Genomic DNA, 22,119 nt, shown 5'->3' with positions numbered 1-22,119 from the left:
ACGTCGACCTTGGGATCAATCAAAACCTGTGAATGTGTCTGGGATCGGGCGACGCGTCCCTCAGTCGGCCCCACTACCGCTCGGTCAGCTTCAACTCGATCCGGCGGTTCTGAGCACGGGCCTCAGGCGTATCGGCAGGATTGACGGGTTGGAACTCACCAAACCCGTTCGCGGCCAGTCGGTTTGGTGGAATACCCAGCGCCTCGACCATGTAGCGCACGACCGACAACGCCCGTCCCTGGCTCAACTCCCAGTTATCGCGGTAACGCCCCGTCCCGGCCAGAGGTACGTTATCCGTGTGGCCGTCGACCCGAATAACCCAGTTCAAGCCCTCTGGGATCTCAGCCGCCACAGTTCGCAGAATATTCGCGACTTTAGCGACTTCCAACTGCCCTTCCCCGGACAGCACGGCCGAGCCTGTGTCGAACAGAACTTCGGACGAAAACACGAACCGATCACCTTCGATCCGCACACCTTCCTGATCGCCCAACACATCCCGCAGCCGGCCAAAGAACTCCGAGCGATAGCGCTGTAGGTCTTCGGCCTGGGCTACAAGTTCTTCATTCTGACCTGACAACACCTCTGCTTCGGCTTCCAGACGGGCGCGTTCGGCTTCCTCCAACAGTCGGCGGCGGCGTTCCTCGGACGCGGCACGGGCAAGAGCCGCGTTGAGGTCCTGCCCAAGCGTCTGGATTTGAATGTCCGCTGCCGCATTGCGTTCCTCGTAGTCGTCCAGCAAAGCCTGCAACCCACCCAGCTGCTCTCGCAGAGCGGCCATCTGCTGATTCAACAAGGCCGCTTCACGCTGGGCTTTTTCGGAAATAGTCTGCTCAACCGATAGGGTTTCACGCGCGACCGCAAGCAGGGCTGCGCGTTCTTCAGCCAGAGTCCTCTGCGCCTGCGCCTCGGCCTGCGCTTCGGTCTGTGCGGCCAACGCCGCCTCAAGCCGGACTTGCAGGTCCTGCGAACTCAACTCTCCGAACTGCCGTTCCAATTCAGCCTTTGCCGCCTGCGCCGCGGCCAGAAGGGTCAGAGTGTCTTCAGCCTCTTTGCGCTGCGCCTCAAGCGCTAGTGTCATGGCGGTCAGTTCCGCGTCAGCGTCTTGCAACCTGTTGCGCAGGTTTTCGGCGGCGGCGGCTTCGGCCAGTCTTGCGGCTTCTTCGGCGCTCAGTTGATCTTCAAGTTCCGTGATCAGTGCCGATTGCGCTGCTTCGCTTTGCTCAAGATCGGCGATCAACGCTTCAAGCGCCTCGCGCCGGGCCGCGGCCAGCCGCGCGGCCTCGGTCTGTTCGTCAATCTCGGCGCGGCTTTGGGCAAGCGCGAGATTCAGCGCATCCTGTTCATTCAGCAGTTCGTCCCGCTCGGCTTCCAGACCTGCGATGGCTCCTTTTGCCCGTTCCTGCTCTGCCAACAGCGCAGTGACCTGATCTTCAAAACTCGTGATCCGAATTTGGGCCTGCACAAGTTCTGATTCGACCTGCGACAGTGTCGAGTTCAACGCCCCGAGCCTTGCCTGAAGGCGGCTGTTTTCCCGCTCCTCCAGGCCGAGAGCACCGGCCAGGGCCGCAATTTCGTCAGACAGGGCGGTCAGTTCGTCCTCTTGCCCGGAAATGGTTTCCCGCAAGACGTATTGCACGACCATGAAGATGGTCAGCACAAAAGTCAGCACCATCAACAGCCCCGTGATCGCGTCCACGAAACCGGGCCAGACCGACCCCTGGAACCGCTGACCTGTGCGACGGGACAGCGCCATGGCTTACTCTCCTTCCGGAGCAGAACGCACGGCGCCTCGGGGGAGAGTAAGCGCTTTGACCAGCAATTCGATGTCCTTGCGCAGCTCGCTCATGCTTTCTTGACGGCCCGCCGAGATTTCTTCGAGAATGCGCAGCAGTTGCACATCCATCGAGCGCAGGCGCATACGGCTTTCGGCATCGATTCCGTCGCCAGCGCCTTGTTCCCGCATGTGATCAAGCAGGGCGTCCTGTCCCAGCGCAACACGTTCCAGCGCGGCGGTTACTCCTTCGTTGTCGGACTGCCGTTGGTTCATGTCACCGATCGCATCAACAAGTTGACCGAGTTTCGTCGACAACTCGACCCGATCGCGTTCCTGTGCCGAGAACAGATCCTGCAGGGCATCCATTTGTTCGGACATCGAATCCAAAACGGGCGTCAGAACGGCCAGCTCTGCACTACTGCCTTCGTCACCAGCAGCGAAACCGACGCGGGTGATCGAGGACAGCCATTCCTCAAGCTCTCGATAAAAGCGGTTCTGACCGTGGCCTGCGAACAGCTCGAGCAGCCCGACGATCAGAGAACCGGCCAGCCCCAAAAGCGAGGATCCGAACGCCACGCCCATGCCCTGCAACTGAGATTCAAGGCCAACCATCAAACGGTTGAAAACCGCCAAACCTTCTTCGCCTTCCTGCGGATTGAGGCTGCGAATTGTATCGACAATGGCGGGAACCGTCGTGGCCAATCCGAAAAACGTCCCCAAAAGACCAAGATAGATCAGAACGTTGGTGATATATCGCGTGATCTCTCTTTCTTCTTCGACGCGCTCGGCCACCGAATCCAGAATGGACCGCGTCGAAGATGAACTGATCTGTGACCGAGCGCCTCTTTCGCGCAACAAAGAGGCCAGCGGCGCAAGCAGTTGCGGCGTGCGCGCATCTTCGCGAACAACGCCGCCGACGAATGCTTCGATCCAACGAACCGAACCGATCAACTGGGCGACCTGATAGAAACAGGCAAAAACGCCAACCACGAAGACCAGTATGATAAATCCGTTCAGATACGGGTTGGCGTAAAAGACCGGCAAAACGTAAGGCAGCGCCATAAACACGCCCAGCCCCGCCAAACCAATTGCGACCAGCATCGTAACGATCTGACGAATGGGTTGCGAGAAATGAGGTCCCGCGTCCTGATGTGCCTGCGCCATGCGCGTGGCTCCCGGTATTTTGCTGCTCTAAAGTGAATCTAGCGAAAATACACCGGTGACGCCAAGGGTTTATGCGGTAATGCTGCGCACCCGTTGCGCCAACCACTCAAGATCAGGATCGTGCAGACCAATCTCGGTCAGGTGTTCGGCGGTATTATAAAGGTATTCCGTATTCGGACCGCGCCCCCCGACCGCATGTGCGATGATCTGGGCCTGCTCCTCCAGCGGCATCCCACCGCAATATTGCACATGATCTTCGTCGATCACATAAGTCACGGCCGTAACGACCTGTCCGTCATGCAGATGCACATCCAGCATCTTTTCAACATAGGCCGACGAAATCAGCTCTCGGTCGCGCAATTCTTGCAGTGTGCGGTCCTCGTGCCCCGCTTCAACCGCAAGAGCCAGGCCCGTGCATTTCGCTTCGGTCTGTTCGTCCAATGCAAGCACAAGACCGGGGTTTTCCTCGGTCCCGCGATGGTGAATCGAACTCATGCAGAATGAGCGCGCATACCCGTGCAAAGTCGCGTGCTCGCTACGGGCCACCGGAAAGCCGGGATTCCACAACAGCGACCCATATCCGAAAACCCACATCGTCATAGCTCTGGTCCTTGCCCGTTTGCGCCTATAAACATCAATTCAAAGGTGGGAAAAAGGGTCAACTGCAATGCGCGGTTTGATAAGAGCAGTCATTTTCGTCGGCGTGATCTGGAGCGCCTACTGGCTCATAGCCGGAATTGGCCTGCGCAATGCGATCACCACGTGGTTTAACCAGCAGCAAGAGCTGGGCTGGCAGGCGGACTTCTCGGATGTGGCGACCGCGGGTTACGCTACTCACCACGTCACACGGCTGGCAAACCCGGCGCTGGCGGATCCCGTCAATGGGACAGCCTGGAGCGCCGATTGGATCGAATTTCAAAGTCCCGCAATCTGGCCGGGACGACAGTTGCTGCGGTTCGCCGACACACCTCAACGCTTGTCTTACTACGATCAAACCGCCACGATTCAGGCCAAGAACCTTCAGGCTGAGTTGCATTTGCAACCCGGCGTGGCGCTGGTGCTTGAGAAGATGTCTCTGACAGCGGACCCCTGGTCAATCACCGAGGACGCCGATGCGCTGGCGGGCGGCGAAACGCTTGGGCTGATCATGGAGCAAACCGAGATTCCCGAAGCCTACAACATCAGCGCGCGAATTGACGGCTTTGCCCCCGGCGACGACTTGCGTGATCTTATGCGGTCTGCCACCACGTTGCCCCAGTCATTCGAGACGCTGGAACTGGATATGACGACCACGTTCGACAGGGCTTGGGATCGCTCGGCCCTCGAGCAGAGCAGACCTCAGCCGGTGCAGATCGACCTGCATCTGGCCGAAATGGAATGGGGTGCGCTGCGCCTGTTCGCCGCCGGAGAGCTTGTGGTGGATGCCCAGGGCATTCCAACTGGCGAAATCGCAATCAAAGCCGAGAACTGGCGCGACATGATCGCAATGGCAAATGCAGCGGGCGCCCTGCCCGATCAGGCCGTCAATCCGGTGACACGCGCATTGAATTTCATGGCCGGACTTGGGGGCAATCCCAACGCGCTGGACATGCAGTTGAATTTCCGAGACGGGTTTGTCGCCTTGGGCCCATTGCCGCTTGGCCCGGCGCCGCGCCTAATCCTGCGTTAACGGCAGAACGCCCCACGGCGATGGCGCGCCGTGTCCAAGTGGAAATGATCGCGGTGATACCGGTCAGAATTTGGCCCCAGCACCGTGCCAAACGGTCCACATGCGCCGCGCCAGACCTTGATCAACTGTTTTTGCGATGGGTTCTTGCGCCAACCGTTCAGCACGGTCACGACTTCTCCGTCCGCCATCTTGAAGCCCGAGATATCTATTGCGCGCCCCTTTCCGTGTTCGGAGATACGCGCACCCTTTTGGTTGTTTCGGGTTCGGCAGGCATAGTGGGCCGCGACCTGCAGTTCGACCACCGGACCGCGTCGCTTGAAGGTCGGAATGACCGTCTTGTCCACCCACTCATTCAAAGCGATCGCCGTGCCACAATCCATTGTCGATGGGCGGCTTAGCGCAACGCCCGAGATCGAAGTGACCTGAACCGCATCCTTGATCCCGCAAGCTTTGATCTTGCCGGGAACCTTGCCAACGGCCTTGCCCTGAATCTGAATATCACCGCAAACTGATCCTTTGCGAAGCTTGCGCTTTTTGAACAAAGCCTCCTGTTCCAACGCTTTTGGGCGCAGATAGGGCATCAGGGACGTATCTGGCCCAAAGGTCGGCACATCCACAGTGCGCGCCGCGACCGCCAGAACCTGCGCTGACACAGGGCGCAACTCGGGGCGCATCTTGGACGGGGTTGGGCTTGCAAAGGCCAAGACCGGGGCCGCAGAGGGTCGCTCTGGGGGGATCAGCGAATACTCCAAAGGGGCCGCGTTTGAAAACGTGGCACTAAGCGCCACAACTCCAATCGCAAGAACCCTTTGGAAACGTATCATGGACCTGCTTTCCCCCGTCCGAAGTCAGGGGCATCCGTATCCTGCCCCGCATCAATGATCCCACGGCGGATCGCGCGGGTGCGAGTAAAATAATCAAACAACTGATCACCATCACCGGTGCGAATAGCCCGCTGCAAGGCGAAAAGCTCCTCGGTAAAGCGGCCAAGAATTTCCAGCGTCGCATCCTTGTTGGTCAGGAACACGTCGCGCCACATGGTCGGGTCCGAGGCTGCAATCCGCGTGAAATCCCGAAAACCGGCTGCCGAATACTTGATGACTTCGCTGTCGGTCACCCGGCGCAAGTCATCTGCCACACCGACCATCGTGTAGGCGATCAGGTGCGGCGCGTGCGAAGTCACTGCCAGAACCAGATCGTGGTGATCTGCATCCATCTCATCGACGTTGGAGCCCATACCCTCCCACAACGCACGCAATTGCGCGACAGCGTCAGGGTCGGTGCCTTCGACCGGCACCAAAAGGCACCAGCGGTTGTCAAACAACTCAGCAAAACCAGCTTCGGGGCCGGAATGTTCGGTTCCCGCCAGCGGATGAGCCGGGATGAAATGCACACCCTCGGGGATGTGCGGCGACACCGCCTGAATGACATGGCGCTTGACCGAGCCTACATCCGAAACGGTCGCGCCCGGTTTCAGCACCGGAGCGATATCCTTTGCGACGGCACCCATAGCGCCCACAGGAACGCACAGCACAACCAGATCGGCCCCTTCAACGGCCTCCTGAGCTGTTTCGCAAACCCGGTCACACAAGCCAATCTTGCGCGCAGTGTTGCGGGTTGCCTCTGAACGGGCATATCCCGTCACCTCACCCGCCAGACCAGCGCGTTTGATCGCCCAGAACATCGAGGATGCAATCAGGCCCAGCCCGATCAGCGCAACACGGTCGTAAACTTGGGTCATGCGGCGCCCTCTTTGAATTCAGTGATCGCCGCAACAACACGGCGGCAGGCTTCTTCGTCGCCCACGGTGATCCGCAAGGCGTTCGGCAGGTTGTAACCCGCGACACGGCGCACGATCAAACCCTGCGTTTTCAGATAATCGTCGCACGCCTCGGCTTCGGCCTGATCTGTGAACCGCGCGAGTATGAAGTTGGTGCTGGACGCGTCCGACGCGACACCGATCTTGGACAGTTCATCACCCAGCCAAACGCGCAAACGCGCATTCTCGGTGTGGCAGAACGTCAGATAGTCCTCATCCTTGATCGCGGCTTCCGCCGCAGCCAGCGCAGTCAGTGACAGGTTGAAGGGCTGGCGTACTCGGTTCAGCACGTCGATGATCGACTGCGCGGCATAGCCCCAGCCGACGCGCATCCCACCCAGCCCGTAAATCTTGGAGAACGTCCGGGTCATGATCACATTCTCGAACCGGTCCACCACTCCGGCGCCACCGTCGAAACCAGCAACGAATTCGGCGTAGGCTCCGTCGATGACCATCAGGCAGGACGTTGGCAAGGCGTCGGCCAGCCTCTCCAACTCGGCCTCTGGGATCATGGTCGAGGTCGGGTTGCCCGGATTGGTCACGAACACGATCCGCGTTTGCCCAGTAACGGCCGCCAGAATTTTATCGACATCCACGCGACGGTCCGTCTCGGGCACCATGACCGGCGTCGCCCCGGCCATCCGCGCGATGATCGGGTACATGGAAAAGCCGTGCTCGGTATAGATGACCTCATCCCCCGGACCTGCATAGGCTTGCGCCACGAATTGCAGCACCTCGTCACTGCCCACACCGCAGATGATCCGTGACGGGTCCAGCCTGTGACGCGCACCGATTGCGTCACGCAAAGACGCATGGTCGGTGCTGGGATAACGATGCAGAGTGGCGGCACTGTCGCGCACGGCCTCAATCGCCTTGGGGCTGGGACCAAACGGGTTTTCGTTGGAACTCAGCTTGATCACATGCTTGACCCCGGCCACATGCGACTGACCGCCCTGATAGAGCGCGATGTCCATAATGCCGGGTTGCGGGGTGATCTTTATCATAAGAGGCTCCGTTTATTGGAGCCTCTCTTACCTGTCTCAACGCGTTGAGAAAAGCGGCAATTCCGTCACGCCGCTTTGAAGCGGGCCGTTGCCGGATCAGCATTGTAATAGGGCGCGAATTCCTCGGTCCGGCGGGACAGGTCGTTGACGCTGTCGATAATGAACTGAACCGTCTCATCACTCATCAGGTATGAAAAGTTCAGACGCACCCAGCCCGGTTTCTTCATCTCTTCCCCAGCCGACAACGCGGCGTGCAACCCCTCGGACGCCGCTTGGTCGATATCCAGCAACCGATGCGCATAGGGTCCGGCGCAGGCGCAACCCCCGCGCGCCTGAATACCGTAGATGTCGCTGAGCATCCGGGTGAATAGCTGCTGATGAACCGGATGGCCCGCGTTGTCGCGCACAAGGAACGAATAGATGGGCAACCGATGCGGATGATCCGCACCCAGCAGGGTCAGGTTCGGGTTGTCGCCCCACCCGTTCAGGGCCATTCGGTTATAGCGTTCCTCCCGTCTGGCAATCTCATCCGTACCGACCACATCCTTTACGATAAAGGCTAGCGCAGCCCGGATGTCCCCGATCACGTTCGGGGTTCCAGCTTCCTCGCGCGTGGCAAGGTCTTCGCTATAGTCGTGCCGCCACGGAGAGACAAAGCTGACCGTACCACCGCCCGGCCAGCTCGGGCAGGTGCGATTGACCGCAGCTTTATTGACGATCAAAACGCCCGATGCACCCGGCCCGCCCGGAAACTTGTGAGGTGACACTACGATGGCGTCCTTGCGCGCATCCTCTGGCCCCATGTCCATTGGCAGATAGGGACCGCCCCCCGCATAATCCCAAACGGACAACGCCCCATGAGATTTGAGAAGCCACGTCACCGGATCCGGGTCGGTAACGATACCAGTCACGTTTGAGGCCGCCGAAAACGAACCGATGATCAAATCCGACGCGGCATGATCTATCAGCATCCGCTCCAATACCTCAAGGTCAACGCCACCCTCCGGCGCTTCTGGAATCTCGATCACACGTGCCTTGCTTTCGCGCCAGGGCAGAATGTTAGAGTGGTGTTCGTATGGCCCAATAAATACAACCGGCCGGTCAGCCGCCTCCACACCAAGCAGGCTGACCAACCGATTGAGGCCCGCAGTGGCGCCGGCCCCGGTGAAGATCACCGCGTCCTCTTCCTTGGCACCAACAATGCGGGCGATTTCTGCGCGTGCCTCACGACGCAGACGGGTCATGTAGGACCCGCAATAGGAAGCCTCGGTATGGCTGTTTGCATAGAAGGGCAGCACCTGTTCAGCGACAAAGTCTTCGACCTGTCGCAGCGCCCGACCCGAGGCGACGTAATCCGCGTAAACCAGCGGAACATCCCCATGCAGACCCGGAATCAGAACATTCTCTCCGATCAATCCATCGCGCAGGCTTGAGATAGGAGTGGTGGCTTCTAATGCTGTGCGAAATTTGGACAAGGTCATTTGATGGCTCCGTATTGCACCGTCAAATATGATTGAAATCACCTAAACAAACTTCACCATTCTTTCGATAGTTTTATCAGATTTTGTGTCATATGATTAGATATGGCGAAAAAAATAGATCAAATCGACAATCGGATGCTGCGCGAGCTTCAGAAGGACGCGACTCTGTCTCAGCGGGAATTGGCGGATCGTGTCGGGCTGTCGCAAAACGCGTGTTGGCGTCGGTTGAAGGCGTTGAACGAGGATGGGGTAATCACCGGCTCGTCAGCCCAAATCTCGCGCGAGAAGCTGGGGCTGAACCTGGTTGTCTTCGTCATGCTGCGAACACGGCACCATTCTGCGGAATGGCTGCAGTCTTTCCGAAGCCATGTTCTGACCATCCCCGAAGTGGTGGATTTTCACAGGATCGGTGGGGATTATGACTATCAGTTGAAAGTCGTGACCGAGGACATGGCGGCCTATGACAAGGTCTATCAGCGTTTAATCGAAAAGGTCGAACTGGACAGTGTGACCTCGTATTTCGCGATGGAAGCTATTGCCGAAGGGCGGCCGCTGCCGATCTGATCCGCCTCTTCATCTGGCCAGAAATATCCCGGGGGAGTCGCGCAGCGACGGGGGCAGAGCCCCCACAAACAAAAAAGACCGCGCTGAAAGCGCGGCCCTTTGAATCATGTGTATCGGCGAAGATTAGTTCTTCGCGTAGAATTCGACGACCAGGTTCGGTTCCATCATGACCGGGTAAGGCACATCGCTCAGGCCCGGTGCGCGAACGAAGGTCGCGGTCATTTTCGAGTGATCGGCGTCGATGTAGTCAGGCACATCACGCTCGGCCAGTGCGACGGCCTCCAGAACAACAGCCAGTTGCTTGGACTTGTCACGCACTTCGATCACGTCGCCTTCTTTAACGCGGTAGCTGGGGATGTTCACCCGCTTGCCGTTCACTTTGACGTGGCCGTGGTTCACGAACTGACGTGCAGCAAACACGGTCGGCACGAACTTGGCGCGGTAGACAACAGCGTCCAGGCGGCGCTCCAGCAGACCGATCAGGTTTTCACCGGTGTCGCCTTTAACACGCTCGGCTTCGGCGTAGATGCGGCGGAACTGCTTCTCGGTCAGGTCGCCATAGTAGCCTTTCAGCTTCTGCTTGGCGCGCAGCTGCAGACCGAAGTCCGACAGTTTACCCTTACGGCGCTGACCGTGCTGGCCGGGGCCGTATTCACGACGGTTGATCGGGGATTTCGGACGACCCCAGATGTTTTCGCCCATCCGGCGGTCGATTTTGTACTTGGCAGACGTGCGTTTGGTCACGGCTGATCTCCTTCTTAAGTGACATTGCAGCTTGATCCGAAAACCGGCTCCCACTTTTCGGGCTGCAATCGCGTCTCCGCTCAACCCGATGCGAGATGTCTTTCGGCCGCACCGCAACAATGAAGGGCGTTGTCCTCTTGAGGTTTCCCCCATGACAGGCATCCCCTTGCGGGGTCCACCAACACCAATGAAGCCGCGCTTATATCCGCAGAACAGACAGAGTCAACACATCGCAAGATGGCGTATTGTATTTTTTGTCAGGGGCGGCCCTAGTCCCGCATCGGACCGGCGTTCACCGCCGGACGGCGCACGGGAGCCTGACCGTCTGTAGAAGAGTTCAGTCTATTCGGGAAAACGACCACAGTGTCGTCTACAGGTGCGGCTTCGCCGCTGGACTGTCTCATCTGGATAAACTCGGTGACCCAGAATTCCTGCTCGCGCGCAGGGTAGCCATTCTCGAAAACAAGGATTGGTGCTGACTCGCCGGATATCAAGCACAGGTCCGCCGAAAACTCCTGCGCACCATTGGTCAGGACAACGATGCCCTGCACGCTGCTTTCCAGACCGTGAAAGGATCGAAAATGGTTCGGTGAAACGATGGTTTGAGTAGAATCCTGATCAGTCGGATCAACAAGAAACATGACCTGTCCGCGCCACGACCACGCAGCACCAACATCCAAAAAGGACAAAGGCGCCGCCTCTAACCCATCTAGTTCTGTCTGTTTCCATTGAATGGCTATTCGACCGTTTAGTCCGGTTCTCATTTTACCGCCCGCACCTTCAACTCACTCACTGTTTAATGCGATATCCCTATCAGCGAAACCCTCGGCAGGAAAGTCTTGTTAATGTACAGTTAACAAAAATGTTGCCAAAGAGATTCAGCCGCTGTGATCTGACAAGAAACCCTCCCGCCAGATCACAATCTTTGCCTCAAATCCAGGCGTCGGACGTCACCCGCACTTGGAGTGGCCGCAACTGCGGCATGTCATGCAGCCCTCGATCATCACCATATCGAACTGCCCGCAGGACGGACACGCCTTACCGCGTGGGCCATCCATGTTGACGACCTGCGCCTGAGGGTCGGACTTCAGCCCCATTCCCTCACCTTCAAGGAACCCGATGTTGATAAGGTGCTGCTCAATGACGCCACCAATCGCCGCGAGGATCGACGGGATGTACTTGCCCTTGACCCAAGCCCCGCCACGCGGGTCGAATACGGCCTTAAGCTCCTCGACCACAAAGGACACATCCCCGCCCCGGCGGAACACGGCCGAGATCATACGGGTCAGCGCCAACGTCCAGGCGTAGTGCTCCATGTTCTTCGAGTTGATGAACACCTCGAACGGACGACGGCGTCCACCGATGACGATGTCGTTGATGGTCAGATAGATCGCGTGCTCGCTGTCAGGCCACTTCAGCTTGTAGGTCGAACCTTCCAGCGATTGCGGACGGTCCAGCGGTTCGGACATGTAAATCACGTCGCCGCCATCAACCTCGTGCGGCGCATCTGCACTTTCGCCCGGCGCTTTGTCTTCGCTTTCCGAGACGGTCAGGACCGATCCGGTCACATCATTCGGACGATAGGTGGTGCAACCTTTGCAGCCCTGATCCCAAGCTTGCATGTAGACGTCCTTGAAGGCGTCAAAGCTGATATCCTCGGGGCAGTTGATCGTCTTCGAGATCGAACTATCGATCCATTTCTGCGCCGCCGCCTGCATCTTGACGTGATCGGACGGGGACAGCGTCTGCGCGTTCACGAAATAGTCGGGCAAGGCGGTATCCCTGAACTTGTCGCGCCACATCTGCACGGCATAGTCCACGACCTCTTCTTCGGTACGCGAGCCATCCTTCTGCAGCACCTTGCGTGTATAGGCATAGGCAAACACAGGCTCGATCCCCGAGGACACGTTACCCGCATAAAGCGAGATCGTCCCCGTCGGCGCGATCGAGGTCAGCAAGGCGTTGCGGATACCGTGTTCGCGGATCGCGTCGCGCACGTCTTCGTCCATCTGCTGCATGGTGCCGCTGGCCAGATATTTCTCGGCATCGAACAGAGGGAACGCCCCTTTCTCCTTCGCCAAGTCCACCGACGCCAGATACGCGGCGCGGGCGATCGCGTGCAGCCAGCGCTCGGTCTGACGCGCCGCTTCGTCCGAGCCATAGCGCAGGCCCAGCATCAGCAGCGCATCCGCAAGCCCGGTCACGCCCAGCCCGATGCGGCGCTTGTCCTGCGCCTCGGCCTCTTGCTCGATCAGCGGGAATTTCGACGCATCCACCACGTTGTCCATCATGCGGACCGCTGTGGCGACCAGTTCCTGCAATGCAGCCTCATCCAAATGAGCGGCGTCCTCGAAGGGTTCCGCCACCAGCCGCGCAAGGTTGATCGAGCCCAGCAGACACGCGCCATATGGCGGCAGGGGCTGCTCACCACAGGGGTTCGTCGCCGCGATGGTTTCCACATAGCTGAGGTTGTTGGCCTGATTGATGCGGTCGATGAAGATTACGCCCGGCTCGGCGTAGTCATAGGTGGCCTGCATAATCTTGTTCCACAGGTCACGCGCCTGAACCGTGTGATAGACCTTGTCGCCAAAGACCAGCTCCCACGGGCCATCGGCTTTGACGGCCTCCATGAACGGGTCCGTCACCAGCACCGACATGTTGAACATGCGCAGGCGGGCGGGGTCGGATTTGGCGGTGATGAATTGCTCGATGTCCGGGTGATCGCAGCGCATCGTCGCCATCATCGCACCACGGCGCGAACCGGCAGACATGATGGTACGGCACATGGCGTCCCACACATCCATGAACGAAAGCGGCCCCGATGCATCGGCCGCAACCCCATGCACATCCGCGCCGCGCGGCCGGATGGTCGAGAAATCGTAACCGATGCCCCCACCCTGCTGCATGGTCAACGCGGCCTCTTTCAGCATATCGAAAATGCCGCCCATGCTGTCGGGAATGGTGCCCATGACAAAGCAGTTGAACAGCGTTACCTGACGCGCGGTCCCCGCGCCTGCAGTAATGCGTCCGGCTGGCAGGTATCTGAAATCCTCCAGCGCCTCAAAGAACTTTTCTTCCCAATGGGCCGGGTCTTTTTCCACACGCGCCAAATCGCGGGCGATGCGCCGCCAGCTATCCTCGACGGTCTGGTCGATAGGTGTGCCATCCGCCTGCTTAAAGCGGTATTTCATGTCCCATATCTGCTCGGCGATGGGGGCGGCAAAGCGGCTCATTTGTGATTCCCTGTCTTGAAAGAGGTATCCAGACTACCCTATTTCACCGGCTCACCACAACACCTTGATGAATGCTCGATCAGAGCTACAATATAGAGATCAAGCTTGGGACGACTCTGTGGGAAAGCTGTGGATAACTACGTAAACCTCATCAAACTTTCGGTCGGATCGGACAGCGTCGATACGCTGATCGCATGGCAGGACGGCCGTAAACCGCAGTATGAGGACGGCTGCCCGCGCCATGTCACCCGTATGTGGCCCAAGCGCGAGGCCGAGATTCTGAACGGCGGGTCAATCTATTGGGTGATCAAGGGCGTGATCCAATGCCGTCAGCGCATCCTGCGATTGGATGAGGTGCGGGGCGAGGACGGCATCCGCCGCTGCACCATCGTGCTGGACCCCGAAGTGCACCGCACCCAGAACGCCCTGAAGCGCCCCTTTCAGGGGTGGCGCTATCTCAAACCCGAGGATACCCCAGCCGACCTGCCCAAGGGTCGCGCGCAGGACGATGCCCTGCCTGACGATCTGAACCGCGCGCTGGCGGATATCGGGGTGCTTTAACTCAGACGGTCCAAAAGTTCGGACAGAACGGTTTTGTCCTCGGCCTCATACTTGGCCACTCGACTACGCCACAGCGTCGCCTGTGATTGCAGGATCAACCCGTCGGTCAGGATCTTCAGGTGGTTCGCCCTCAGCGTTTCCCCGGTCGAGGTGATGTCGGCAATCGCTTCGGCGGTTTCGTTCATCACGGTGCCTTCGGTCGCGCCCTGACTATCGACCAGAGTGTAATCGGCCACGCCTGCATCCGTCAGGAATTCCCGCACAAGCCGATGATATTTGGTCGCAATCCGCAGCCGGTGACCGTGCGTTTTGCGGAAGGCTGCCGCCGCCGCGTCCAGATCGTCCAGCGTGTCCACGTCCACCCAACAGGCGGGGGTCGCGATAATCAGGTCCGCCTTGCCAAAACCAAGCTGCGAGACCTCCTCGACCTGCTGTTCCCAGCGCGGCAGCTTCTCATGCACCAGATCAATGCCGGTCACGCCCAGATGAATGCGCCCGGCGGCCAGTTCACGGGGGATTTCTCCTGCGGACAGCAGGATCAGCGAAACACCGTCGATCCCATCCACTTTACCCGCATATTCCCGATCCGATCCGCTGCGTGACAAGGTGATGCCGCGCTTTTCAAACCACGAGAAGGTCTTTTCCATCAACCGGCCCTTCGAGGGCACGCCCAGTTTCAGGCTCATTGCGCGGCCTCCTCGATCTCCAACATCAGGTCGGGACGAATGACACCCCCAACGGCCGGAATTTCAGCACCGTTCCCCAACTGCCGGGTCAGCGCGTCATAGCGCCCCCCAGTCGCGATCGGAGGCAGGTCAGGGCGGCCCTCGGCGTAGAAACCAAAGACAAAGCCGTCATAATATTCCATCGACGTCCGACCATATGAGGCTTCAAAGTCCAGCCGTTCCACCTCTACGCCTCGCGCTTGCAACGCGGCGATCCGCGATTCAAGCCTGTCCAACGCAGGGGTGATTTGCGGCAGGTCCACCGCCACATCTCGCAACCGTTCAAGCGCGAAGGGCATAGTTTCTCGAACGTTCAGCAAAGTCTCCAGACCCGCCAGTTCATTGTCCGAAATCGGCGGCGTATCGCGATCTTCGCGCAGCGCGGCGATCCGCGCCTCGATCTCGGCCGCACGGCGCTTGCCGATCATAGGCGCGTCAGTGGCAAGAGGGTCTTTGGCATCCAAAAGCGTATCGCGTCCTTCCGGGCCGGGCTTGCGCCCAGCGAAGCGATCCAAAAGAACGCGGAACCGGCGAGGCCGCCACAAGTGCCGCATCAGCGCAGCTTTGCGCCGGTCGGTGGTTTTCAGACCAGCCACAGCCGCAGTCAGAATCCCGATATCCCCAGTCGCAGCGCGCAGCGGCAAGCCACGCAGTTGCAGCGCAAACAGCGAGAACACTTCGGCATCCGCGCCTGCGGGGTCGTTGCGGTCGAACACCTCATAGCCGACCTGAATATATTCATTCGCGCGGTCCGGGTCATGCTCCTGACGCCGGAAAACCTCGCCAGAATAGGTATAGCGCGCGGGCTCGGCCCCTTCGCGCATATGCATCTGCACCACGGGCAGCGTGAAATCGGGCCGCAGCATCTGCTCACCCCGCAGCGCGTCCGAGGTCACATAGGCGCGTGCGCGGATATCCTCGCCATAAAGGTCCAACAACGTGTCCGCCGGTTGCAAAAGCGGAGGGTCAACGACCTGCGCGCCTGCGGCCTCGAACCTGACGCGCATCGTCTCGGCGCGAGCCTTTATCTGGGAACGCTTGGCCATGGTTCAGTCCTGAATGTCCAGAATTTCGCGCACCTTGGCGACCAGATCACCGCGCGGCACTTCAAACTGACTAGGGCGTTCTTTCCATTCCTCAAGCGTGGCGCTTTCGGCGATCTTGGCGCCAAGGATCAGGTCCTTGATCTGCACGATGCCGTTTTCCTTTTCATCCCCGCCCTCGATCACCGCAATGGGCGAGTTCCGCTTGTCCGCATATTTCAACTGGTTGCCAAAGTTCTTGGGGTTACCCAGATACACCTCGGCCCGGATACCAGCGTTGCGCAGCTCGGCCACCATCGCCTGATAATCGGCCATACGGTCGCGGTCCATCACGGTCACAACCACAGGGCCAGTGGCCTGCGCCGCGATCCGGCCCTTTTCACGCAGGGCGGCCAATAGGCGGTCAACACCGATGGACACACCGGTCGCAGGAACCGCCTGCCCGGTGAAGCGTTTGACCAGATCGTCATAACGACCGCCCCCAGCAACCGAGCCGAACTGCCGCTTGCGACCTTTTTCGTCGAAAATCTCGAAGGTCAGCTCGGCCTCGTAGACCGGCCCAGTGTAATAGCCGAGGCCGCGCACGACCGAGGGGTCAATCTCAATCCGGTCCGCACCGTAACCGCCCGCATCCAGCAGCGCGCCGATCTGTTCCAGCTCGGCAATCCCGTCCGCGCCGATTTTGCTGTCGCCCACGGCGGCGCGCAGGTTGGCCAGTGTCCCGGCGGTATCGGCGGCCTTCGAGGTCAGGAAAGCAATCACCGGCTCGGCCTGATCGTCGCTGAGACCCACACCGTCGATAAACGCACCCGAGGCGTCCAGACGACCTTTGGTCAGCAGCTCGCGCACACCAGCTTCACCCACCTTGTCGAACTTGTCGATGGTGCGCAGCACGTTGTCACGGGCAGCGGCGTCCTCGCCCAGCCCCATCGCCTCAAGCACACCATTCAGAACCTTGCGGTTATTCACCCGCACCAAATAGTCGCCGCGAGGGATACCCACGGTCTCCAACGTGTCCGACAGCATCGCGCAAATCTCGGCATCCGCGGCCATCGAGGCCGTGCCCACCGTATCCGCATCGCATTGATAAAACTGACGATACCGTCCCGGTCCCGGCTTTTCGTTCCGCCAGACCGGACCCATCGCATAGCGGCGATAGGGCGTCGGCAGGTCGTTGCGGTGCTGCGCATAGACACGGGCCAAAGGCGCGGTCAGGTCATAGCGCAAGGCCATCCAGTCGCCGTTTCCGCCCTCGTCAAATTCCTGCCACGCAAACACGCCTTCGTTCGGGCGATCCACGTCGGGCAGGAACTTGCCCAGCGCCTCGACCGTTTCAACCGCGCTGCTCTCCAGCGCGTCAAACCCATAGCGATGATAGACGTCCGCAATCGTCTGCAGCATCTGCGTGCGCTGCGAGACTTCCTGGCCGAAATAGTCGCGGAACCCTTTCGGCGTTACGGCCTTGGGGCGGGGCTGTTTCTTGGGCTTGGCCATGTGGGGCGTCCTTGGGCGTTTAGTGTTCCGCGCGCGGTCTATCCCATGCCCCGCATCGGGGCAAGGCGCGCTTTCGCTGGCCTTGACGCCACTGGGTCGCTATGACCGCACCCAAGGAGACCCAAATGCAACATCTGGAAGAACAGATTGCCCATCTGACCCGCACGGTCGAAGAGCTGAACACCGTCGTCACACGCCAGCAAAGCGAGATCGACCGCCTGACCCGCCGGGTCGAGATGCTTTTGCAGCGCGAGGCTGAACGGGCGCAGGAAGGCTCGGGCGGTGTTGTCTTTGGCGACGAACGCCCGCCGCATTACTGACGGCTTATAATCCCAAGGTCTTTTTCACCGCAGCATCGACGACTCCGCCCAGCAGCGCGTCCTCGTCACCGTCACATCCTTCGGTCAGCGCAGCCAGAAAGGTTTCGCGCAGTTTGGCCTTGTCTTCGTCTGACGCCGCGTATGCCTCGATGTCGATCTGTCGATTATAGAGCGACAAGGCCGTCATCTTGCCGACGACATCCAAGACGTATTCGTCATTCCCATCTGCCTCTTCAATGACCGAGGCACAGGTGTGATACATCAACGGCAAAGCGTCCTGCTTCATCTGATCCGCTTCATCGTCGGCCATAGCTGTCACAGGCACAGCCAAAAACGCTGCGGCTGAAACCAGCTTGAATACGTGAAAACGCATATCAAATCCTTTCAAAATTAGCTTTTGCACTCAGCGCAACGGACTTGATCAGTTCTTGTTGGCACCGATAATGGCACCGACAACCGCGCCGGCTGCCGCGCCTTTGCCGTCACCGACCAAAGCTCCGACCCCTGCGCCGATCAAAGCGCCCTTGATCGCGTCTTCTTCCTTTTTCTTGTCTGCCAATGCCTGTGTCGCCGGCACCAGAACCAGCGAGGCCGCAACAACGATCGCCCATGTCTTTAAATGCAGTCTGGAATTTCCCATTTGGCGTCCTCCCGCGACTTAACCCAAATGAATTTCAACAGAATTCCAGCCTAACCTGACAGACGCCTTCTGGCAATGAACCGTGGGGGATCAGATTTCTTCGACCGACATGACGCCGTCCAGAGATTTGATCGCCCCTTTGATCTGCGGGTTGATCGGAAAATCCTGCCCAAGCTCCATTTCGACATCTCCGGGCAGGCCGGGATCAAGAAGGCACATGTGGATCGGTCCTTTGGACGCGCTCTTGGCCGCACCTGCTGCATCTTGCAGAACCTTGGCCACCGTCGGCAGAACCTGCGGCTGGTCCACGAAGATGCGCAACCCTGTCGCGCCTGCTTCGGCCACAACGGAATCCACCGGCCCAACCGAGCGGCCGAGCAGCTTGAGCTGATCGGATTCCATCGTCGCCTCGGCCGTCAGTACAACCTGCGCACCGGTCTCCAGAAACTCGCGCGATTTCTCCAGCGTTTCAGAGAACAACGTCACCTCATACGCGCCCGTCGGGTCCGAGAGCTGAGCAAAAGCGAACCGGTTGCCCTTGGCGGATTTTCTCTCCTGTCGCCCTGCGACCACGCCTGCCATCTTTGCAATAAACGGGCCGGAGCGCGCCTTTTCCGTCACCTCGTCCAGCGTCATCACCCGCTTGCGCTTTAGCGCGGGCATGTAGTCGTCCAGCGGGTGCCCCGAAAGATAAAACCCGATGGCCTTGAATTCTTCGCTCAGCCGCTCGGCTGGCAACCAGTCCGGCGTCGTGGATAGGCGCGGTTCAGGCAGATCATCCCCGGCCTCGCCGAACAGAGACACCTGGTTTGAATTCTTCTGTTCATGGATCGCGGCCGAGTACTGCACCAATTGTTCAAGGCTTTCAAATACACGGCGGCGGTTCTTGTCGAGCTGATCGAACGCCCCTGCCCGCGCCATCATCTCAAGCGGGCGTTTACCGACCTTTTTCAGGTCAACCCGGCGGGCAAAGTCGAACAGGTTCACGAAAGGCTTGTCAGCCCGCCCCTCAACCACAAGGTTCATTGCCTCAACGCCCACGTTTTTCAACGCGCCCAGCGCATAGACCAACTCTCCATTCACCACGTCGAACGTCGCCAAGGATCGGTTCACGCAGGGCGGCACATAGGGCAGCTCCAGCCCCTTACGGACCTCCTCGAAATAGACGGCCAGCTTGTCGGTCAGGTGGATATCGCAGTTCATGACACCGGCCATGAACTCGACCGGGTGGTTCGCCTTCAGCCAGCCAGTCTGATAGCTGACCACCGCATAGGCCGCGGCGTGGGATTTGTTGAAGCCATAGTTGGCGAATTTTTCCAGCAGGTCGAAAACCTCAGAGGCTTTCTTAGCATCCACACCGTTTTCACCCGCGCCTTTTTCAAACTTGGGGCGCTCGGCGTCCATCGCCTCTTTGATCTTTTTACCCATCGCACGACGCAGCAGGTCGGCACCGCCGAGGGAATACCCGGCCATGACCTGCGCGATCTGCATCACCTGTTCCTGATAAACGATGATGCCCTGCGTTTCCTCAAGGATGTGGTCAATCAAGGGATGAACGGATTCGATTTTCCGCTGCCCATTCTTGACCTCGCAATAGGTCGGGATGTTTTCCATCGGACCGGGACGATACAGCGCCACAAGCGCCACGATATCCTCGATACAGGTGGGCTTCATCCGCTTGAGCGCGTCCATCATGCCCGAGGATTCCACCTGGAACACCGCGACCGTCTTGGCAGCGGAATAGAGCTTATACGTCGCCTCATCATCCAGCGGGATGGCGTTGATCTGGTTCTCGGCCCCCTCAGCCGGCTCATAGAGTTCCGTGCCATCGGCCGCGATGTGCAGGGGTCGCCCGGACTTGAAGATGATGTCCATCGCGTTCTGGATTACGGTCAACGTCTTCAGACCCAGAAAGTCGAATTTCACCAATCCGGCCTGCTCAACCCATTTCATGTTGAACTGGGTTGCGGGCATGTCCGATCGCGGATCCTGATAAAGAGGCACCAGCGCGTCCAGAGGACGATCCCCGATCACCACCCCCGCCGCATGGGTGGACGCATTGCGCAGCAGTCCTTCGACCTGCTGGCCATAGGTCAACAGCCGGTCCACGACCTCCTCATTCCGCGCTTCTTCACGCAGGCGCGGCTCGTCTTTCAACGCCTTTTCGATGGAAACGGGTTTGACACCTTCGACCGGGATCATCTTGGACAGGCGGTCCACCTGACCGTAAGGCATCTGCAACACGCGCCCAATATCCCGCACCGCAGCTTTGGACAGCAAAGCACCAAAGGTGATGATCTGCCCCACCTTATCGCGCCCGTATTTCTGCTGCACATAGCGGATCACTTCTTCGCGGCGATCCATGCAGAAGTCGATATCGAAGTCGGGCATCGAGACCCGCTCGGGGTTCAAAAACCGCTCGAAAAGCAAGCTATATCGCAGCGGATCAAGGTCGGTGATCGTCAGCGCATAAGCCACCAGCGACCCCGCGCCCGAACCCCGCCCTGGTCCCACCGGGATGTCATGATCTTTTGCCCATTGGATAAAGTCCGCAACGATCAGAAAATACCCGGGAAAGCCCATGCCTTCGATAATGCCCAGCTCAAAATCCAGCCGCTCCTGATATTCCTCGAGCGTCACCGCATGCGGGATCACGGCCAGCCGTTTTTGCAACCCTTCATTGGCGATACGACGCAGTTCGGCCACCTCGTCATCTGCAAATTTCGGCAGGATGGGATCGCGGCGATAGGCCATGAACGCGCAGCGCTGCGCAATTTCAACCGTGTTTTCGATCGCCTCTGGCAGGTCCGCGAACAAAGTCGCCATTTCCTGCTGCGACTTGAAATAATGCTGGGCTGTCAGACGACGGCGGCCCTCCTGCTGGTCAACATACGCACCCTCAGAGATACAGATAAGCGCATCATGCGCCTCATACATATCCGATGTGGGGAAATAGACATCGTTGGTCGCCACCAGGGGCAAGTTCTTGGCATAGGCCATCTCGACATGGCCGCGCTCGGTCAGGCGTTCAGCCTCGGGCTGCCCACCTTCCCCCGGATGGCGCTGCAATTCGATGTACAGACGATCCGGGAACATACGGGCCAGCCGATCCACCAAAGCATCGGCCGCCGGGCGTTGCCCCTGTTGCAGCAGCATACCAACTGGCCCGTCCGGTCCACCGGACAAACAGATCAGGCCATCCGACCGTTCTGCCAATTCGTCTAAAGTGACCTGCGGCAACTGCCCACCCTTGTCCACGTATAGACACGAGCTGAGCTTCATCAGGTTTTCATAACCGACCTCGGACTGCGCAAGCAGCACCAGCGGCGCGGGCGCCTTAGGCTTTTCTCCGGGCTGCGCCTGAACGTAAGTCAGATCAACCTGGCATCCCATGATCGGCTGCACACCCGCACCGCTGGCCGTCACAGAAAACTCCAAAGCCGAGAACATACTGTTGGTATCGGTGACAGCAACAGCCGGCATCTCCATCTTCTCACACAGACCCGGCAGCTTTTTCAGCCGCACGGCGCCTTCCAACAGGGAATATTCGGTGTGAACGCGGAGGTGAATGAATCGAGGGGTACTGCTCATGACCGCTACGCTATCCCAGCCTGCAGCCCGGCAAAAGCGGGAACCGCACCCATTCGATGCCTAAAAAATCAGCGCTCATTATTCGGTTTTTCCAGAAGGTGCTTCGGGAACCGAAACGCCGGAACTTTAGAAAATAGTTTAATAACAAATGACTAATTGCTATGCAAAACAAACAAATTCGCGTTGGGTGCGCGTAATGGTGCATAATATAGGCAGTTTTTCTTGCCAGATAAGGCGCGCTGTTTCTAACATCTGACGGCAAGCTATCCGCCCGCCACTCTTTCTACGTCGCA

20 protein-coding genes are annotated in these 22,119 nt (G+C 59.0%); 4 read left to right on the top strand and 16 right to left on the bottom strand.

Translation table 11 applies throughout. The features are described from left to right. Positions 1-73: 73 nt before the first annotated feature. The 3 genes from ACR0KS_RS01200 to ACR0KS_RS01190 all read right to left on the bottom strand — a co-directional run bounded on the left by ACR0KS_RS01200 (position 74) and on the right by ACR0KS_RS01190 (position 3,538). The gene (locus tag ACR0KS_RS01200; RefSeq protein WP_170561805.1) at positions 74-1,753 is read right to left on the bottom strand and encodes a peptidoglycan -binding protein; all 1,680 of its coding nucleotides are present in this window, start codon (positions 1,751-1,753) and stop codon (positions 74-76) included. Between the two features lie 3 nt (positions 1,754-1,756). After that, complete coding sequence (locus ACR0KS_RS01195) at positions 1,757-2,938, bottom strand: biopolymer transporter ExbB (RefSeq protein ID WP_170561802.1); 1,182 nt, start codon at positions 2,936-2,938, stop codon at positions 1,757-1,759. Positions 2,939-3,007: 69 nt separating this feature from the next. Beyond that, complete coding sequence (locus ACR0KS_RS01190) at positions 3,008-3,538, bottom strand: gamma-glutamylcyclotransferase (RefSeq protein ID WP_170384872.1); 531 nt, start codon at positions 3,536-3,538, stop codon at positions 3,008-3,010. Between the two features lie 67 nt (positions 3,539-3,605). On the opposite strand from ACR0KS_RS01190, the gene ACR0KS_RS01185 reads away from it, so the two are divergent. After that, positions 3,606-4,607, top strand: coding sequence for a DUF2125 domain-containing protein (locus ACR0KS_RS01185; RefSeq protein WP_170561799.1), 1,002 nt, complete (start codon positions 3,606-3,608; stop codon positions 4,605-4,607). Here ACR0KS_RS01185 and ACR0KS_RS01180 read toward each other — a convergent pair. The 4 genes from ACR0KS_RS01180 to ACR0KS_RS01165 all read right to left on the bottom strand — a co-directional run bounded on the left by ACR0KS_RS01180 (position 4,604) and on the right by ACR0KS_RS01165 (position 8,911). Beyond that, positions 4,604-5,431 carry an extensin family protein gene (locus ACR0KS_RS01180; RefSeq protein ID WP_170384877.1) on the bottom strand — a complete coding sequence of 276 codons (828 nt, stop codon included), beginning with the start codon at positions 5,429-5,431 and terminating at the stop codon, positions 4,604-4,606. The genes ACR0KS_RS01185 and ACR0KS_RS01180 overlap by 4 nt on opposite strands. Further along, the gene (locus ACR0KS_RS01175) at positions 5,428-6,348 is read right to left on the bottom strand and encodes a prephenate/arogenate dehydrogenase family protein (protein ID WP_170561796.1); all 921 of its coding nucleotides are present in this window, start codon (positions 6,346-6,348) and stop codon (positions 5,428-5,430) included. The genes ACR0KS_RS01180 and ACR0KS_RS01175 overlap by 4 nt, the downstream gene beginning before the upstream one ends. After that, entirely contained in the window at positions 6,345-7,430 is a 1,086-nt protein-coding gene (gene hisC / locus ACR0KS_RS01170; RefSeq protein ID WP_170561793.1) for a histidinol-phosphate transaminase, read from the bottom strand. Before hisC ends, ACR0KS_RS01175 begins: the two co-directional genes overlap by 4 nt. A 65-nt stretch (positions 7,431-7,495) precedes the next feature. After that, positions 7,496-8,911, bottom strand: coding sequence for an aminotransferase class V-fold PLP-dependent enzyme (locus tag ACR0KS_RS01165; protein ID WP_170561790.1), 1,416 nt, complete (start codon positions 8,909-8,911; stop codon positions 7,496-7,498). Positions 8,912-9,013: 102 nt separating this feature from the next. Here ACR0KS_RS01165 and ACR0KS_RS01160 point away from each other — a divergent pair, with 102 nt between their 5' ends. Beyond that, complete coding sequence (locus ACR0KS_RS01160) at positions 9,014-9,475, top strand: Lrp/AsnC family transcriptional regulator (protein WP_170561787.1); 462 nt, start codon at positions 9,014-9,016, stop codon at positions 9,473-9,475. A gap of 123 nt (positions 9,476-9,598) precedes the next feature. On the opposite strand, the gene rpsD is transcribed toward ACR0KS_RS01160, so the two are convergent. The 3 genes from rpsD to ACR0KS_RS01145 all read right to left on the bottom strand — a co-directional run bounded on the left by rpsD (position 9,599) and on the right by ACR0KS_RS01145 (position 13,452). Next, on the bottom strand, positions 9,599-10,219 hold the full coding sequence (gene rpsD, locus ACR0KS_RS01155; protein WP_170325974.1) for a 30S ribosomal protein S4: 621 nt from the start codon (positions 10,217-10,219) through the stop codon (positions 9,599-9,601). Between the two features lie 269 nt (positions 10,220-10,488). Beyond that, entirely contained in the window at positions 10,489-10,983 is a 495-nt protein-coding gene (locus tag ACR0KS_RS01150; protein WP_170561784.1) for a hypothetical protein, read from the bottom strand. Positions 10,984-11,169: 186 nt separating this feature from the next. Continuing rightward, complete coding sequence (locus ACR0KS_RS01145; RefSeq protein ID WP_170561781.1) at positions 11,170-13,452, bottom strand: adenosylcobalamin-dependent ribonucleoside-diphosphate reductase; 2,283 nt, start codon at positions 13,450-13,452, stop codon at positions 11,170-11,172. 129 nt (positions 13,453-13,581) lie between these two features. Between ACR0KS_RS01145 and ACR0KS_RS01140 the strand changes: the two genes are divergently transcribed. Continuing rightward, positions 13,582-14,013 carry a DUF1489 domain-containing protein gene (locus ACR0KS_RS01140; protein WP_170561778.1) on the top strand — a complete coding sequence of 144 codons (432 nt, stop codon included), beginning with the start codon at positions 13,582-13,584 and terminating at the stop codon, positions 14,011-14,013. On the opposite strand, the gene hisG is transcribed toward ACR0KS_RS01140, so the two are convergent. The 3 genes from hisG to hisS are packed head-to-tail and all read right to left on the bottom strand — an operon-like array spanning position 14,010 to position 17,275. Beyond that, the gene (gene hisG, locus ACR0KS_RS01135) at positions 14,010-14,699 is read right to left on the bottom strand and encodes an ATP phosphoribosyltransferase (protein ID WP_170561774.1); all 690 of its coding nucleotides are present in this window, start codon (positions 14,697-14,699) and stop codon (positions 14,010-14,012) included. The genes ACR0KS_RS01140 and hisG overlap by 4 nt on opposite strands. Further along, positions 14,696-15,784, bottom strand: coding sequence for an ATP phosphoribosyltransferase regulatory subunit (locus ACR0KS_RS01130; protein WP_170561772.1), 1,089 nt, complete (start codon positions 15,782-15,784; stop codon positions 14,696-14,698). The genes hisG and ACR0KS_RS01130 overlap by 4 nt, the downstream gene beginning before the upstream one ends. Before the next feature lie 3 nt (positions 15,785-15,787). After that, entirely contained in the window at positions 15,788-17,275 is a 1,488-nt protein-coding gene (gene hisS, locus ACR0KS_RS01125; RefSeq protein ID WP_170561769.1) for a histidine--tRNA ligase, read from the bottom strand. A 125-nt stretch (positions 17,276-17,400) separates the two neighbouring features. Between hisS and ACR0KS_RS01120 the strand changes: the two genes are divergently transcribed. Beyond that, positions 17,401-17,595: a SlyX family protein gene (locus ACR0KS_RS01120; protein ID WP_170440680.1), complete on the top strand. Its 195-nt coding sequence runs from the start codon at positions 17,401-17,403 to the stop codon at positions 17,593-17,595. A gap of 4 nt (positions 17,596-17,599) precedes the next feature. On the opposite strand, the gene ACR0KS_RS01115 is transcribed toward ACR0KS_RS01120, so the two are convergent. The 3 genes from ACR0KS_RS01115 to dnaE all read right to left on the bottom strand — a co-directional run bounded on the left by ACR0KS_RS01115 (position 17,600) and on the right by dnaE (position 21,826). Further along, complete coding sequence (locus ACR0KS_RS01115) at positions 17,600-17,968, bottom strand: hypothetical protein (RefSeq protein WP_170384918.1); 369 nt, start codon at positions 17,966-17,968, stop codon at positions 17,600-17,602. A gap of 48 nt (positions 17,969-18,016) precedes the next feature. Beyond that, positions 18,017-18,235, bottom strand: a complete 219-nt coding sequence (locus tag ACR0KS_RS01110; RefSeq protein ID WP_170411560.1) for a hypothetical protein — start codon at positions 18,233-18,235, stop codon at positions 18,017-18,019. Positions 18,236-18,325: 90 nt separating this feature from the next. Next, complete coding sequence (gene dnaE / locus ACR0KS_RS01105; protein ID WP_170561766.1) at positions 18,326-21,826, bottom strand: DNA polymerase III subunit alpha; 3,501 nt, start codon at positions 21,824-21,826, stop codon at positions 18,326-18,328. Positions 21,827-22,119: the final 293 nt, after the last annotated feature.

The organism is Ruegeria sp. BC7, assembly GCF_056539165.1.
The sequence above is the reverse complement of the archived record's forward strand: the minus strand, read 5'-3'. Positions and strand labels throughout refer to the sequence as shown.